The 15,976-nt window shown below is 40.1% G+C and carries 15 protein-coding genes; all 15 read right to left on the bottom strand.

Annotated elements, in window-relative coordinates:
- Positions 1 to 3 precede the first annotated feature (3 nt).
- Complete coding sequence (locus tag H6614_04915; GenBank protein MCB9242992.1) at positions 4 to 1,014, bottom strand: DUF368 domain-containing protein; 1,011 nt, start codon at positions 1,012 to 1,014, stop codon at positions 4 to 6.
- Positions 1,015 to 1,043: 29 nt separating this feature from the next.
- A complete protein-coding gene (locus H6614_04910; GenBank protein MCB9242991.1) occupies positions 1,044 to 2,066 on the bottom strand; it encodes a flippase-like domain-containing protein in 1,023 nt (340 codons plus the stop codon).
- Positions 2,067 to 2,154: 88 nt separating this feature from the next.
- The gene (locus H6614_04905; GenBank protein ID MCB9242990.1) at positions 2,155 to 2,451 is read right to left on the bottom strand and encodes a hypothetical protein; all 297 of its coding nucleotides are present in this window, start codon (positions 2,449 to 2,451) and stop codon (positions 2,155 to 2,157) included.
- Between the two features lie 3 nt (positions 2,452 to 2,454).
- Complete coding sequence (locus H6614_04900) at positions 2,455 to 3,003, bottom strand: hypothetical protein (protein MCB9242989.1); 549 nt, start codon at positions 3,001 to 3,003, stop codon at positions 2,455 to 2,457.
- Positions 3,003 to 3,638 carry an outer membrane lipoprotein chaperone LolA gene (lolA, locus tag H6614_04895; GenBank protein MCB9242988.1) on the bottom strand — a complete coding sequence of 212 codons (636 nt, stop codon included), beginning with the start codon at positions 3,636 to 3,638 and terminating at the stop codon, positions 3,003 to 3,005. The genes H6614_04900 and lolA overlap by 1 nt, the downstream gene beginning before the upstream one ends.
- Before the next feature lie 73 nt (positions 3,639 to 3,711).
- Positions 3,712 to 4,515, bottom strand: a complete 804-nt coding sequence (locus H6614_04890; GenBank protein MCB9242987.1) for a DUF3108 domain-containing protein — start codon at positions 4,513 to 4,515, stop codon at positions 3,712 to 3,714.
- Positions 4,516 to 4,600: 85 nt separating this feature from the next.
- Positions 4,601 to 6,199: a S41 family peptidase gene (locus H6614_04885; GenBank protein ID MCB9242986.1), complete on the bottom strand. Its 1,599-nt coding sequence runs from the start codon at positions 6,197 to 6,199 to the stop codon at positions 4,601 to 4,603.
- Between the two features lie 63 nt (positions 6,200 to 6,262).
- Positions 6,263 to 7,525 carry a sodium:proton antiporter gene (locus tag H6614_04880; GenBank protein MCB9242985.1) on the bottom strand — a complete coding sequence of 421 codons (1,263 nt, stop codon included), beginning with the start codon at positions 7,523 to 7,525 and terminating at the stop codon, positions 6,263 to 6,265.
- Between the two features lie 39 nt (positions 7,526 to 7,564).
- Entirely contained in the window at positions 7,565 to 9,109 is a 1,545-nt protein-coding gene (locus H6614_04875; GenBank protein ID MCB9242984.1) for an NADH-quinone oxidoreductase subunit M, read from the bottom strand.
- A 28-nt stretch (positions 9,110 to 9,137) separates the two neighbouring features.
- Positions 9,138 to 10,835, bottom strand: coding sequence for a short-chain dehydrogenase (locus tag H6614_04870; GenBank protein MCB9242983.1), 1,698 nt, complete (start codon positions 10,833 to 10,835; stop codon positions 9,138 to 9,140).
- Between the two features lie 20 nt (positions 10,836 to 10,855).
- On the bottom strand, positions 10,856 to 12,343 hold the full coding sequence (locus tag H6614_04865) for an aldehyde dehydrogenase (GenBank protein ID MCB9242982.1): 1,488 nt from the start codon (positions 12,341 to 12,343) through the stop codon (positions 10,856 to 10,858).
- Between the two features lie 131 nt (positions 12,344 to 12,474).
- Complete coding sequence (locus tag H6614_04860) at positions 12,475 to 12,900, bottom strand: HNH endonuclease (protein ID MCB9242981.1); 426 nt, start codon at positions 12,898 to 12,900, stop codon at positions 12,475 to 12,477.
- Positions 12,901 to 13,169: 269 nt separating this feature from the next.
- A complete protein-coding gene (locus tag H6614_04855; GenBank protein MCB9242980.1) occupies positions 13,170 to 13,466 on the bottom strand; it encodes a hypothetical protein in 297 nt (98 codons plus the stop codon).
- A gap of 9 nt (positions 13,467 to 13,475) precedes the next feature.
- Positions 13,476 to 14,099: a dephospho-CoA kinase gene (locus H6614_04850; protein ID MCB9242979.1), complete on the bottom strand. Its 624-nt coding sequence runs from the start codon at positions 14,097 to 14,099 to the stop codon at positions 13,476 to 13,478.
- Between the two features lie 57 nt (positions 14,100 to 14,156).
- Positions 14,157 to 15,809 carry a ribonuclease Y gene (gene rny / locus H6614_04845; GenBank protein MCB9242978.1) on the bottom strand — a complete coding sequence of 551 codons (1,653 nt, stop codon included), beginning with the start codon at positions 15,807 to 15,809 and terminating at the stop codon, positions 14,157 to 14,159.
- Between the last annotated feature and the right edge of the window lie 167 nt (positions 15,810 to 15,976).

The following is a 15,976-nucleotide window of genomic DNA, read 5'->3' as shown; positions in this document are numbered from 1 at the left end:
AAATTAAACTTCACTTTTGGGGTGTTCTTCGTCTTTTTTATCGACCGGAGGGACAGAGATCCTATCTATCAGGTAAACAGCCGCAAATCCGGCCACCATGAGTCCTATAATTATAAAAAACATCTGGTTAAACTCGTGCGGAAGCGTATTTTCGTATATATTCTGCATTACTCCCTTATGGTCGGGTTCTGTACCAATAATATTCTTCCATGGCCAGATGATATTCAGCGATCCAAGCATAAATCCCGCCAGTGAAAATACCGCCATATCATGATGATGCTTAAAAAGCCAGTTCAGCACTCTTGAAAAGGCAACAAGCCCGGATATTGTACCACACAGGAATAATAACAGCATACCTACCTCTGACGCTGGAAAGCTTGCGGTTATATATGAAAGATCACCGTGAACTACCGCGCTTACGGAGTCCTTGAGGTAATCCGTTAAAGTTGTTACAAGCCCGATGACGTATGAGTACTTACCAAGTATGAGAAGTATATACGAACCCGAAATACCCGGGAGTATCATGGCAATAATACCTATAGCCCCGGACAGAAATACAAAGAAAGGTCCGTCCGGAAGATGGACACTCTTTGTGGATGTGACCAGGTACGCTATCACAGTTCCAAGGACGAACATTAATATACCAATTGCATTCCACTTCTTGATCTTTTTTAGAACTATATATATCGATGAGAGTATTAGCCCGAAGAAGAAAGCCCACAGTAAAACAGGTTGGTTTTCGAGAAGGTACTTCATCAGCTTCGCCAAAAGCAGAATAGATGTTAGGATCCCGGCAATTAGAGTGAACAGAAATCCCCCGTCTATCTTTTTAAGGAAAGCCTTTACCTTAAACGTAAATAACAGCTTTACTGCCTGCATATCCACACTTTTCAGCGCCGATATCAGCCTCTCGTAAATCCCCGTTATAAAAGCGATCGTACCGCCCGAAACACCCGGGATCAGATCCGCGATCCCCATTGCAACACCCTTTAAGTAAAGGACAAATCTTCCCATATAAGAATTAGATATATATTATAGTTAGGTTATGTTGTCTCAACCTTGTCGTACTTGAGGTTGATCTTGATATTTTCCTTGATGGAATAGTAAAACCCTATAGCAACCAGCAGAACAAAATTGAGTAAATGACTAACCGTTGCATAGCTCAGCGAAACTTCCTTATTAAGATGATATATACTCACCAGTACCGTCGTACAAACCACATGGAATGCACCGGCAGAGTTTCCAGGCAACGGGAGAACAAGCGTAAACGTTATTATCGTAAGCACCAGGTTTGCATCGAGGAAATTCAGATCTATACCGAAAGCGAAAAACATTACATACGTAGATAGCACATAACTCGTCCACAATAAAACCGAAAGAACAAATATGATAAGGTAGTTCTTAGGATATTTTATAAATAGAAAGCCGTTTATCATGGATACTAGGATGTCCTTCACCTTTGCCTGTATCTTCTGTGGCAAAAAGCGTACCAGGTATTTCTCTATCAGATATTCCGTCTTTTCGAGATTCATTATCATCAGGATAATGACGATAACAACAACCATCACAATTATTGAACCGTACAGCGCATACTGCTCGAAGTCATTCCCAAACGCGTCGAAGATGCTGTCTTTAAAATAAAACAGACAGAAACCGAACGACACAAATAAAGAAAGCATGTCAAAAATGCGCTCCGCAATTATTGTTCCGAATGAAGCCGCGCGTGATACATCCTCCTGCTTTGCGAATACTACCGGGCGGGACACTTCTCCCGATTTCGGTACAATGCTGTTCATCATGTAGCCGATCATCATGGATGAAAAGAGATTTCGGAAGTGGATGTCCTTTTTTATTGGTTCAAGGAAAAATTTCCACCGGTAAGCCCTGATAATACCGCCGATCACAACACCTATCAGCGCCGCCGCTAATGCGATGAAGTAGTTTGCTTCTTTAAGCTGGGTGAGGAGTTCATTGAAATTTACGTCTTTAAATGCCAGGTACATCAGCAAGACGATCACTACCGAAAAGATTACGAACTTAAGTATGTTTTTAGTCTTATCTGACAATTATAGCCACCGTATATATAAACAAAAAAAGTTAAGCACCAATTTAGCACTTAACTTTTTAAAAATCAGTTTATAATGTAATATCTACTTAAATTAATCTTATTATAGAGTCATTATTCAATTCATCATTATCAATTTCTAATGACCCTTCGGCTATCATATCCCTTATCTCACTGTAAACCGCGAATCCGGTAACATCATACGATCTTAAAATATTCTGAATTATTTCTTGCAATTTATTAATTTTTAATCCTGATTTATTTTCACCTAAAATCTTTTTGATTTCCGTATTCAAACTGTTAGCTGTTGGTAAAATTTTTGGTAAATCTACATCAGAGAAACTTTTTGTAAAATTAAATGCTGGTGGCTTTCCAACTGTTTTCATAATTTATCCCTTTATATGGTAAAAAAAGTTAATAAAATAAGGTATAAAAGCACCAATAATAAAAACTAAAGATAGACTTAAAAGTTCCTTTCCTCTTTGCAATAAGGCCGCTTTTCTAATATTAAATCTAGCATTCGCACCGCAGGTCAGAGCAAGATTTTCCAATAATGAATTCTCATAATCTATTAAAGCTTGTTGAGGATTAGGAGGACTCATTGCCATATAATACTGTCTTAGATCTTTATAATTGTTCTCCAAATTATCAGTAAACTCAATATACCTATACTTCGAATCTTCTTTTAGTGAAAATGCAAATATTCTTAAAAAATAATACATACACCAAATTAAGAATAAAATAGATATTGAACACAATACAAGAAAAATTATAGAATTACAATTAAAATTATCATAATGAAAAGTAGTTAGAATGCTATATATTCCCGTAGCTATAACCACAATAATTGCAAGTGGAATATTTAATGAGTTTTGAAATTCTTTTAATTTTTCAAACTCCTGATCATACAAACTTTTATAAAATTGTAAACGATCCATTACCTGAGATCGATAACGTCCACTCCGTTTGGAGTCTCAAACGTAAACTTTGATGAGCTGATACCGGGATTAAATGTTATTTTATTCAATGTATATGTTGTCGATCCGTTACTATCACTAATAGTGATCTTCCTGATAATGTAATCATTCTTATCTATCCATATTTTTGCAGATTTTACCGTTCCTTTGTTCCTTGGGGTAAGTTTAAGCACGAAACAGTCAAATCCCTTCAGATTTGCTTCACCTTCGAGGTCTGAATAGAACTCTTTCGGATAATCAAAAAGGAATTTATTAGGTGAAAAAGTGTATTTATCATCCTTATAATTGTCTATTACAACCTGTTTCTTCTTAGGAGAATATGACCATGATGTTTTGCCATCGGTTACTACAACTCTTCCGCTGGTTTCTATCCTGTACATATCATCACCTTTTACATATAAAGTACCTGATGAATTTTCAGACTTTCCTGAACTGTATTTAGTAGTTTGAGAAAAAGTAGCTTTTGCGTTATCTAAACCGCTGTATGTTTCCTGCGTCTTCTTTATTATTTCCTGTGCATCCTGAGAAAAAGTGGCTCCAACGGACAATAATAGGATAAGCAGCGTTGCTGATAGGTTTGCAGTTAATTTAGTCATGCTTTAGGTTGATTTATGGCTGTAATTTAGATAATAAACGGAAATTATTCAAAGCAATTATTTATTACCTATTTTACTTCTCAAACTTCGGTGGGTTCCAACCTTTTCGCTTATAGGAGTATAATTCCAGAGAAATACTGCCTATTTGTACGTTAAAATTGGCTTTTATAGGGATTCTCAGGTCATCATTTGACAGCCAGCCCACAAATTCCCCTGTAAGCCCAAAAACACCCACAAAATCGGCTACACCGGCAACTTTAATGACCGATACATCATAATCGATGTTTCCGGTGGATGTGACGTCCTGGTTAATATTAAATGAATATTTTACCGATGATATCTGCTCATTTATAAAAACAGGAACGTTAAAATTCTTATTGGCAAATGAGTGGATCCTCGCATCATAGAAAAGTGATAATCCGTCCTGGAAATAAGTATTGGAATCTATTGGAACCTTCCTGAAGTCCTGAACTTCCATTCCGTCCTTATCCATCTGGACCTTTATATACTTTTCTTTGTAGTTAAAATCGTATTGTGTGGCAGTGATGGTTTTCTCTTTAAATTCAGATGAGGTGAATTTGTCGGAATAGATCTTCTTTTCCTTATCCACCTCATCCAAGACCATTACGGATTCGAAAATGTAATTTACATTGACGAAAGGAATATCTTCGAGGCTCTTGATCTGGGCTTTAGCGGTATAGTGATTCTTGCCGTTCTCAGCATAGGTTGTATTAACCTTAAAAGTCACTTCACCTAGAGGAATAAAGCCGAAATATACTTTGTATTTGAGCTCCTCACCAACCTCCATGACCTTTTCCTGCGAGTACCCATTATTGATCAGTAAACAAAATGGAATTATTAATAATAGTTTTCTCACCTGGATAAAGTCCCGATTGATAATCTAATATCAATGCTGGAGTTTTAATTTGATAATCCTTTATAATAATAAAACTTTTTTAAAATTATTTATTCAAATTTGCCAGCCTGATGGCATCGTCGAATAATGTTACAGCTTTCAGGAACTGGTCATCTGACATTACAAATACCGCATAGCTTCCTTCATCACCCCAGATATCTCTGGCGATCTGTGATTTGATATATGCCTTAATGTATGGTTCATCTTTTGAAAACTCAGAGCTGTTATACGTTACACCTTTATCCGAAGCCATATCTTTCAAATTATCCAGCATTGAATCCGTAACATCAAAATCATCTCTGAACTTTCTGTAACTTGAATACTGGGATTCTATACTTTTTCTCTGACCTCTCATGAAGTTTTCTACATACTGATACAGCACGTTTAGTCTTCTGAGTTGAACCGTATATGGGGTTAGCGTATCGAGCTTCACTACGTAATCTGGAGTAATTCCGCCTCCGCCGTAAACTGTCCTTCCCCCGAATGTTTTAAATACCGGACGTGTCGTATCCAGATCGCTGTCGTGGGAGTGCTCTATGTTATCACCTTCTATATCTTCTACCAGAAGTTTTCTGTATTCAGCGCCGTCATAAGGCTTCTGTATAAGCCTTCCAGCCGGAGTATAATATCTTGCTGTTGTTATCCTAAAAGCAGATCCGTCTGATAAGTCGTATTGTCTCTGTACCAGACCTTTTCCAAACGTAGTCTCACCGACAATAAGTCCCCTGTCCCAATCCTGGATAGCACCTGAAACGATCTCACTCGCTGATGCCGAACCGCCGTTCACAAGGAGAATGAGAGGAACGTCGCTGTATTTACCACCGTTCGATTTATACTCTTCTTCGAATGCTTTTATACGGCTTTTCGTATAAACGATCTTTCTGTCTCTCTCGATAAAAAGTGATGCCATCTTGAATGCCTGATCCAGGTAACCGCCCGGGTTTCCTCTAAGGTCGAGTACCAGCTTTTTCATTCCCTGCTTTTCGAGCTTATCCAGCGCTTGCACAAATTCGTCATAAGTAGTTGCTGCAAACCTTGACACCTTTACATAACCAATTTCATCATCATACATAAATGATGCATCCACACTATACAATGGAATTTTATCTCTGGTAATTTCAAATTCAAGCGGGTTAGATGAACCTGCTCTCATTATCGTCACATTCACTTTCGTGCCTGCCGGTCCGCGTAATTTCTTAGGAACGTCCTCTCTCGAAATTTTTATCGCGCTCTCACCGTCGATCTTCACGATCTTATCACCGGCTAGTATCCCGAGCTTTTCCGAAGGGCCCCCGCTTATAGGCGAGACTACCGTTAGTGTATCGTTTATAACATCGAATTCCACACCAATTCCCTCAAAACTACCCTGGAAATCCTCATTCACTCTTTTTAACTGATCCGCAGTTATGTAAACCGAGTGCGGATCCAGCTCTTCGAGCATTCCTTTTATTGCCGCTTCGGTCAGCTTCTGCGAATCTATATCATCGACATAAAACTTATTCGTTGTTTGAAGTACTTCGTTATATTTTCTTACCTGCTCGGAAACCCTGTCATCGGAAACCGCGTTCTGGATCTTCATGCCGATTACTACACCTAATATCAGCACCAGAGTTACTACAGGAATTAAAATTCGGTTCTTTTTCATATTACTTTTTTAGAATTATTACAAAATTAACACTTTTTAGTTCCACACACATTCCAAACAAAATTAACTAAATAAAAAATACCATAATATAAAATAAAATGGAAGTAGAATAGGCAATGAATACTTATAAATATACTCCAAAAATGTCGGCATTTCCACTTTACTGTAGTCAGCAATCGATTTTACCATAAAATTTGGTCCGTTACCTATATACGTCATAGCACCAAAGAACACTGCCGAGATCGAAATTGCCACCAAAAACACCGGATAAATCTGTGTAAAAGCAAGTACATCGCCGTTTTGCGTCACATCCATGTCGAATAATCCCATCGAAACCGTAAGAAAATTCAAATATGTTGGCGCATTATCCAGAAAACTCGTCAAAAGCCCTGTTGCCCAGTAAAAATCGCCCGGTTTCGTCAATCCCAGATTCTCAGCATTTTTACTCAAAAGCGAAAGAGCGGGTATCATCGTTACAAATATTCCAAAGAATAATATCGCTACTTCTTTTATCGGCTCAAACGTAAAATTGTTTCTTTGATATATCTTATTTGGGGTTATCTTATATGATAAAAACGCTAAACCCAGCATAATTAATTCCCGCATAAATATAGGTTCCTCGATAAAAACCGCAATAATTATACCAAAAAGGAATAATACATTATACCACCCCTCAAATTTAAACTCACCTTCCTCTTTTTCTATATCCTCAACGGATTCGACCGGTATTTTTTTATAGTAATAAAGATCGAATATGTAAAACAAAAGCAGTAGGTATGCAATGGTCGTTATCCATACTATCATTAAATGCTGTGAAACCCAGAAGAACGGAACTCCCCGCAAAAACCCGAGGAACAACGGCGGGTCGCCGATCGGTGTCAGCGATCCTCCCACATTACAAACAATGAAAATAAAGAATATAATATGAAAAGGCTTTATCCTGTATTTATTAAAACTTATGAACGACCTGATAAGAAGCATCGCAGCACCGGTCGTACCGAATAGATTCGAAATAACCGCCCCCGTAAATAGCAAACCGATATTTTTTAGCGGTGTAGACTTTCCCTTTAGATTAATAAATATCCCGCCGGAAATAACGAACAAACTAAATAAAAGCGAGATGAAGCTCAGATACTCATGGAGTGTATCCAGAACCTCCGACGGCTCCGATTCGACAACAAAATAATAGAAAAGGATTATTGCCGATAAGACTACTACTACTTTTGGATAATTTCTATGCCACCAGTGGGAAAGAAAAAACGGTAGCAGCGCAATGGATAGCAAAAGTAAAATGAATGGTACTGCTAATATAATATCCAGGAACATCTCCGCCTACCCATGTCTTTTTGATTGCCGAAAAACAGATCACTTCGACTGCTCATTTTCCTGCGTACCCAGGAAACTTGCCCTGTAATCCTGGAAATTCTCTACTACTTTCTTGACACTGCTCTCGGTGATCTTTAGAAATGTATTGGGCTGGACACCGATCCATACTATGAATATCAATATTGGAATTATGCTGAGCAGTTCGTTTTTATTAATATCTTTTAAGTCCCTGTTCTCATCTTTATCCACCGGACCAAGCATCACTCTCTGGTATAGCCATAGCAGATAGACAGCTGATAGTATTACTGCGGTTGTACTGAATATTACATAATAGCTCGTGCCCAGGTTAACCGAATTAAATGCGCCTATCAATACAAGGAACTCACCTATGAACCCATTGAGACCGGGTAAACCTATCGAAGAAAATATCACGATCAAAAATATCACGGAAAAAATCGGCATCACTTTCATCAGACCGCCGAACTTTGCGATCTCCTTAGTATGTCTCCTCTCATATATCATTCCGACGATAAGGAATAACGCTCCTGTCGAGAGACCGTGGTTTACCATTTGAATAACACTGCCCTGCACAGCCTGCTGTGTCAGCGCAAAGATACCCAGCACGATAAATCCAAGGTGGCTCACCGAAGAGTATGCGACAAGCTTCTTCATGTCCTTTTGCACAATGGAAAGCAACGCGCCGTATATTATACCGATAACTGCTAATGTCGTTATGTATGGCGTAAGTTTTATAAATGCTCCAGGAAATAACGGCAACGAAAATCGCAAAAGCCCGTAAGTACCCATCTTAAGTAACAGCGCAGCCAGTATAACACTGCCTGCCGTCGGTGCCTGTACGTGAGCATCAGGAAGCCAGGTATGAAATGGAAATAATGGTACTTTTATAAGAAAGCTTAATGTGAAAAGAATGAACAGGTACACCTGTAATTTTATATCCAGCGCAGGAGCAACCTGGGTCAGTATCGTTAGATCTGTTGTGAACTTCCCTACCATTGGCAAGGCTGAATATGCCAGCCAGATCACACCTATTAATAGAAGCACACTGCCAAACATCGTATAAAGGAAAAACTTAACCGTCGCGTAAACCCTGTTTTCCGATCCCCATATACCGATAAGGAAGTACATCGGAATAAGTATGAATTCCCAGAAAACATAAAACAAAACCAGGTCGAGAGATAAGAACACACCTATCAGCGCTCCCTCCATCATCAGAAGAAGGAGGAAATATGTTTTCAAACGTATCTTGATCACTTTCCATGAAGCTATTATACACAAAGGCATCATAAAAGTGGTCAGCACAACAAGCAGGAGTGATATCCCGTCCATTCCGAGGTAGTACTGTGTATTGATATAGCTTATCCACGTGAATTTTTCTACGAACTGGTAATCTGCCGTGTTCGGATCGAATGCAAAATAAACGAATAGTGAAATTACGAAAGTAAGCAGAGAGATTGCCAGTGAGTAGATCTTTATAAGCTTTTCATTCTCCTTCTTAAATAATAAGATAGGCAGAGAAAGAATGATTGGTGCGAAGATCAGAATGGAAAGAATTTTTTCGGGCAATTTGATCTAAAATTTTAGTTAATAATTTTTACCTCTTAAATCTTAAACCGTCTTCCTCATATATAAACAGCCAGCCGACAACTTTTCCTATGTTAATATTCTCGAAATTCTCCCAGTAATCCTTGTTGTAAATATATCTTGAACTGTGAAGCCTGTCCTCATCATAGTTTGCTTGCTTGATTAGATCCTTAAACCTGCTTTCCCATCTGTCCCAGTTCTCCGTTCGCAGATCTACCCAGCCGGAATGCGCCCACTTGTTGATTTGCGAGTCAGTTACATTGATATTATCACCTTCCGCTTTACCGGGAACTAGCACTTCCGGACCTCTCAATATCGTCTTTCCGTCACTCATCAATATCGGCAATCCTACCGATGTTATTTCACTGACAAGTTTTGGATTTTCCTTTAGGAAATCTGTGATCTGCTGAGAACGTGATCCTTTATCGGAATTAATATAATTATTGAAATTTTTATATATAAGTCGAATTATTTGCGCCTCATATAATAATTTTGTCAGTCTGGGAGGTCCAAGCATCTCAAATGCAACTGAGCTGGTATTGTGCTTTTTTTCGAGCTCATCCAGCTTTTCCGCCGCATAGCTCTGCATAAATCCTGCCCTGTAAGTCGGCTCCATGACCGAAGCGTCCAGCGCGTTTACGATATCGTGTCCCGTATTTGAACCTTTTATCTCATCGATTGCCGCCTCAGCTATCTCCTCCGGGGTAATGAATTCCATCTGCCCTACCGAAGTTATCGTCTCAAACTCCCCTTTCGCAAAAATTCCGTTCTCTCCCGTATCTATAAATGCCGTCTCTAGCTTGCCTGTCTCTTTATATTCCTTATCGGCTTTCCTTGAAAAAGTGCTTCCGAGCTCTTCTGTATTTTCCATTGAAACGTCATATAGTCTCATCGGTACACCTTTGTTTAGAACTTCCCCGTAAGCGATCTTTTTCCACGCAATAGATGCTGTTGGTTTTAATTCTTTTACGATCGGACCGCCCGGTGTACGCGCCATTAAAAACAAAAGTATTGTATGAGCGCCTGCTACTGATGCCTTGCTTAGTAATACTCTAGATGGTTTCTCCTCGCTATGTGTAAATGGAATGTTCAAACCCATTCCGCCTGTACCGCTCGTTCCTATCTTTAGATAAAACGATGTACCAAATTCCCTCATCGAATTATAAAGCAATTGTATGTGACGGATCAATTGAGGGACATACGAAACACTTATAAGATTTTCAACGGAGGTTTTTAATGCATCGTAGTCCCCGTCGCCTTTCTTGATAATACCGAGTATTTCGTTGTATGATTTGTAAATGTTTGCGTAGGCAATTCCTGTGGCGGTGTTAATGCAATCTATCACTACATCCGGTTTGTGTTCTGCGAACATGTGATAAATTGCGGACTCTTTTAGTATCTCTTCATTCAGCTCATCTACAATGTCTCCCAGCAGGTCTAGCCTCTTTTCGGGGTCATGCACATACTCGCTTCTCGGTGTATCTTTATATTTATTGCGGATGAAGACGTTGCCCCAAAAAGGAACGAAGTATCCTTCAGGCTTGCCAAACTCCTTTGTCAGCGCGTCACAAATGTCCCTTGCTTCACTTTCCTTCAGCGATGTTAGTACAATTGATGACGGTTCCTCTGCTACTATCTTTCTTGCAATAGCGGAACCGACTAAACCCCATCCGCCGAGTATAAGAACTTTCTTGTTTCTAATATCCAAAGGTAGTACTGTTTAAAAATTTATTGATCTTTTGGTACGACCGTTCCGTACCAGAACTTCTTTTCTCTGTCCTTTACTTCGTCAATATAAATATGTTTAAGCTCCGTATATTCTTTTATTCCGTCTATTCCAAATTCCCTTCCGATTCCGCTCTGCTTGTAACCGCCAAACGGCACTCTCTCATTCATCAGGTGATATTCGTTGATCCAAATAGTGCCTGTGCGTACCTTTTTGGCAATTTCCATCGCCCTGTCATCATTTTTAGACCACACCGCTCCACCCAGTCCATAGATCGAATCATTTGCTATCTTTACTGCTTCGGCATCATCTTTAAATTTCAATACTGATATAACCGGTCCGAATATCTCTTCCTGCACGTGCTTCATAGAGTTTTCTGCGTTCACAAATACCGTCGGCTCGATGAAAAACCCTTTATCACCTGATCTTTTACCGCCTGTCAATGCTTCCGCGCCTTCTTCTTTAGCCAGTTCGATGTATCCCATTACACGGTCGAACTGCTCCTGTGAAACCACCGGACCTACGTCGGTTGTCTTATCCATTGGGTCGCCTATCTTCATCCTGCTCATCTTATCCTTCATCTTCGTAATGAATTCATCATAAATGCTCTCCTGTATCAAAAGCCTTGTTCCGCCCTCACAGCACTGTCCCTGGTGATAAAATCCTGCGTATATTGCTCCATCGACAGCCATATCTATGTCCGCATCATCCAATACGATGTTAGCCGATTTGCCTCCGCACTCCAGCGTTACTTTCTTTAAAGTGTCCGCGGCATTCCTCATTATTATCTTTCCGACTTCCGTCGAACCCGTAAATGCAACTTTGTCCACTTTAGGATTGCTTACCATCTCTGTTCCTACTTCAGCATCACCTGTTATAATATTGAGCACTCCTTTGGGTAGGTCTGTCTGATCTACCAGCTTCGCCAGTTCCATCGCTGTAACCGATGTCTCGGGAGCAGGTTTCAATACAATAGTACACCCCGCTGCGAGAGCCGGTCCTATTTTCCATATTGCCATCTTGAGCGGGAAATTCCATGGAATGATCTGGGCGCAGACGCCGATCGGCTCACGAACTATCAGGTTCTTGCTTACACCTTCTTTCGATACTTCCGATACTTCATTTAGATCCACAAGCGCCAGCTTAGCGCATGTATTTAGATTCCTTGCTGATAGATAAACGTCTTCTCCCGCTTTCTTAAGCGTCGAACCGGAGTCCTTAACTTCGAGCTCCGTCAACTTATCCTTGTTCTCATTTATCTTATCGACGATCTGTTTGATTATCGCGCTTCTCTCTTCGCGTGACATCTCACTCCATACTCCGCTGTCGAATGCGTTCCTTGCCGCGTCTATTGCCGCTTTTGCGTCATCTACCGTTGCTTCGGCTATCTCCGCGATCTCCGAACCATCGGCAGGGTTTATTGCTTTGAAATACTTTCCCGTACTTCCTTCCTTAAATTCTCCATTAATATAAAGCAGGTACTTTTCCATGATCAGAAATTCAATTTGAATGAATAAAAACGTTTAAAAATCGAAATTTTGGCTGGGCTCAGTATAAAGACACCTTTGCAGATTCACCAAATCATCAAAGATAGCCAATTAAAAACTTTAAATAAATGCAATTACATATATAAATAAGGTTTCCACGTATCGTCCACCTTACCTGCAAAGTTTTTGATGAATGTGATGTGTGAAGGTCTTTTCGGTCTGTTTTTTAGGGGCATTCTGGATTCATCCGGAGTCCTGTCCCCTTTCTTATTGTTGCACTTAATACAAGCTGTTACAAGGTTTTCCCATGTATCTTCCCCGCCCCTCGATCTCGGCATCATGTGGTCTACAGTGAGGTTAGAGCTCGTACCGCAGTACTGGCATCTGTGACCGTCACGCCTTAGAATGTTCTTCCTTGAGAGAATTATCTTTTTGAAGGGCACCTTTACGAAAAATACCAGGCGTACTACACTGGGGTAATCAAATGATTGGTAAACCGTTTGAATAACTTTCGCGCCGTTATTGCTGATGATCTCAGCTTTTCCAAGATAGGTTAATATGAACGCGCGTCTTACATTGCAGACGGTAAGGGGTTCGTAATTTTGATTTAAGACTAAGACCTTACCGTTTAGGGAACTGTGTCCGTTTTTAACGTTTTCCCTGTGTTGGTCGTAGAAGACAAACCTCCTTTTTCTTTAAAATTTAATAAAACAATATCAAATTTTAGGGAAAATTATTTAATTATGCAATCTAAATGACCGGAACAAAATCCACTAAAACTTATGATAAACCTTTACCTCAGTATTAACTTTAAGTAATTTTTCATTTATCATTCCCACAAATGCATGGAATTAAGCACAAATATCCCTGCAATAAAAGCAGAGTTAAGAACCAGGTTAGCCCAGCTCACATATAAAACATTTTTCTTTAGATGTTTTTGGAAATACGACACATAAGAGGTAATAAAGATCAGTAAAGATACTGCGAGCAATACAACGTTAAACATAAGCCATCCAACAAATAAAACAAAAAACTTACCGTCTCCGGTAAGAGTTACGAAGGTAAGACCTACGAAAAGAGCATTAATTGTTAAGAGCAGATAATTTACGCCTTCCTGGTTACTCATAACCTAAATTTACTTCTTCCTCTTCTTGAGCGCTTTTAGAACTTTTCCTATAAATATTGTCTGGGCATCCAGGTCCTTCTGTGTCTTGTTATTCACTATCACAAAATCTGACTTTTCTATCTTCTCCTTCTCGTCCATCTGGAAATGCATTATTGTTTCGATCTCCTTGTATGTCGATTCATCTCTCAGCCTGATGCGGGCCATCCTGTTCTTCTTGTTTGAATATACCATTATCACATAATCCAGGTCCTTGTCCATTCCGCTCTCGAATGCTAGCGCTGTCTCGATGAGAACTATCTTCTCACCTTTCATTGATTTTATTTCCTTCTTGAGTGCCTCTATCACTACAGGGTGAACTAGATGTGTGAACTTCTTATATATCTTTTCGTTTGAGAATATTTCTTTCTTCAGCTTTGAAAGACTGATCTTATTCTTAAAGTTCAGCACTTTCTTACCGAGCATCTTTACGATCTTTTCATTGAGTTTCTTATCCGTTGTATAAAGGTCCTTCGCCATCTGGTCAGCATAGAGGACCTTAAATCCTTCCTTTTCCAGGACACGGCATACTTCTGTCTTACCGGAACCTATACCCCCGGTAATTCCCACCAAAACCTTATCTTTTATGGTATGCATTGATTAGATTAATTGATAAAAAAAGCGGAGATTAACTCCGCTTTTAACATATAAATTTTATTTTGCATATGCAATGGAACGCCGTTCCCGAATTACGTTTACTTTGATTTGTCCCGGATATTCCATCTCTTCCTGTATCCTTTTTGCTATATCTACGGCTAATTGGTCCTGGTTTGTATCGTCCACTTTTTCCTGTTCGACGATAACCCTGACTTCCCTGCCTGCTTGTATAGCGAATGTTTTTGCGACACCGGTGAACGAACTTCCGATCTCTTCCAGCTTCTCGAGACGCTTCGAATAAGCTTCGACCGATTCTCTTCTTGCTCCCGGTCTTGCTCCGCTGATTGCGTCAGCCGCCTGCACCAAAACCGATATCGGGTGTTCCATAGGCATTTCATCGTGGTGAGCGCCTATTGCGTTACATACTACCGGGTGTTCCTTACACCTCTTAGCAACTTCATAACCAAGTATCGCATGAGGTCCTTCGATGTTCTTATCGATCGTCTTTCCCATATCGTGGAAAAGTCCCGCCCTCTTTGCCATGTGGGCATCGAGTCCGAGCTCAGCCGCCATTATACCGGCTAAGTAACCAACCTCTATCGAATGGTTAAGTACATTCTGTCCGTAGCTTGAACGGTATTTCATTCTTCCGATAAGTGTCAGGATGTCCCTGTGAACTCCCTGGATACCCATTTCGATGAGAGTGTTCTCACCAACCTGGATGATCTCTTCATTGAGTTCCTTCTCGACCTTCTCTACTATCTCCTCGATCCTCGCCGGGTGTATCCTTCCGTCGGCAATAAGTCTTTCCATTGCTACCCTGGCTATCTCCCGTCTAAACGGATCGAAACCGGAAATAATGATCGCTTCAGGTGTATCATCCACTATTATATCTACGCCCGTACAGGCTTCGAATGCGCGGATGTTACGGCCTTCCTTACCGATTATTCTTCCTTTGAGTTCGTCTGATTGTATTTGAAGCACACTTACGGTTGTCTCGACAGAGTGGTCTGCTGCGGATCTCTGTATTCCTTGCAGTATAATATCTCGCGAGAGCTTGTTTGCTTCGAGCTTGGCTTCATCCCGTATTTCCTGGAGTTTTGCCGCGCACTCGAGCTTTACTTCGTCTATCAGGCTGTCGAAGAGTATCTTCTTTGCTCCCTCTTCCGTAAGCCCGGAAATACTAAGTAACTTTGCGTTCTGTTCTTCGATGAGAGCCTTGTTATCTTCGATCTGTTTTGCGATAACCTGCTCCTTTTCATCGACGAGCTTAAGTTTCGTCTCAAAATCGGACTGAAGTTTGCTGACTTCGCTGGTTCTTTTGTTGATTTCCTCAGCCTTCTCTTCGAGTTGTTCCCGCTCTTTCTTAAGCCTTTTTTCCTCAACTACGACATCCTTCTCTCTTTCCTGTACTTCTTCGTCGAATTTCTGCTTGCGCCTGTAAAATTCGTCTTTGACTTCGAGAAGTTTTTCCTTCTTGAGATTCTGGGCGGCTTTTTCAGCATCTTCCTGATAAGCTTTTGCCCTTTTCTCAGCGTCGTTTACTAGAGATGACGCTTTATTTTCAGCATCTTTGACTATTTTTTCAGCCGTTGCTCCGGCTTTTTCAAGTTTGGCAGAGCTGGTCTTTGCTTGTAGGTACCAGCCTATAAAGAACATCAATGCGCACAAAGCCACCACCACCGGTATTAATATATATGTTTCTCCCATAAATTTTCCCCTAAATGTTTCTCCTTAGATATCCCGCTATCACGGGATCATATTTACTAAATTATATTGTTTAAAAAACTTTTCTCCTTAAAATAAAAAAACCGCTGCGGAAATAAAGCCCTAGCACAAAGGTTATAAAAGAACCCGTCTTTAAAAACGGTGGGTGG

The sequence above is a fragment of the Ignavibacteriales bacterium genome, from assembly GCA_020635255.1.
In the GTDB taxonomy this organism is placed as follows: Bacteria; Bacteroidota; Ignavibacteria; order Tepidaquicellales; family Tepidaquicellaceae; genus JAEYVS01.
The sequence above is the reverse complement of the archived record's forward strand: the minus strand, read 5'-3'. Positions and strand labels throughout refer to the sequence as shown.

What these genes read in the sequence shown, in the direction of transcription:
- H6614_04915 (MCB9242992.1), bottom strand. Translation starts at nt 1,014, where the DNA reads ATGGGAAGATTTGTCCTTTACTTAAAGGGTGTTGCAATGGGGATCGCG.
- H6614_04905 (MCB9242990.1), bottom strand. Translation starts at nt 2,451, where the DNA reads ATGAAAACAGTTGGAAAGCCACCAGCATTTAATTTTACAAAAAGTTTC.
- H6614_04900 (MCB9242989.1), bottom strand. Translation starts at nt 3,003, where the DNA reads ATGGATCGTTTACAATTTTATAAAAGTTTGTATGATCAGGAGTTTGAA.
- lolA (MCB9242988.1), bottom strand. Translation starts at nt 3,638, where the DNA reads ATGACTAAATTAACTGCAAACCTATCAGCAACGCTGCTTATCCTATTA.
- H6614_04885 (MCB9242986.1), bottom strand. Translation starts at nt 6,199, where the DNA reads ATGAAAAAGAACCGAATTTTAATTCCTGTAGTAACTCTGGTGCTGATA.
- H6614_04880 (MCB9242985.1), bottom strand. Translation starts at nt 7,525, where the DNA reads ATGTTCCTGGATATTATATTAGCAGTACCATTCATTTTACTTTTGCTA.
- H6614_04865 (MCB9242982.1), bottom strand. Translation starts at nt 12,343, where the DNA reads ATGGAAAAGTACCTGCTTTATATTAATGGAGAATTTAAGGAAGGAAGT.
- H6614_04855 (MCB9242980.1), bottom strand. Translation starts at nt 13,466, where the DNA reads ATGAGTAACCAGGAAGGCGTAAATTATCTGCTCTTAACAATTAATGCT.
- H6614_04850 (MCB9242979.1), bottom strand. Translation starts at nt 14,099, where the DNA reads ATGCATACCATAAAAGATAAGGTTTTGGTGGGAATTACCGGGGGTATA.
- rny (MCB9242978.1), bottom strand. Translation starts at nt 15,809, where the DNA reads ATGGGAGAAACATATATATTAATACCGGTGGTGGTGGCTTTGTGCGCA.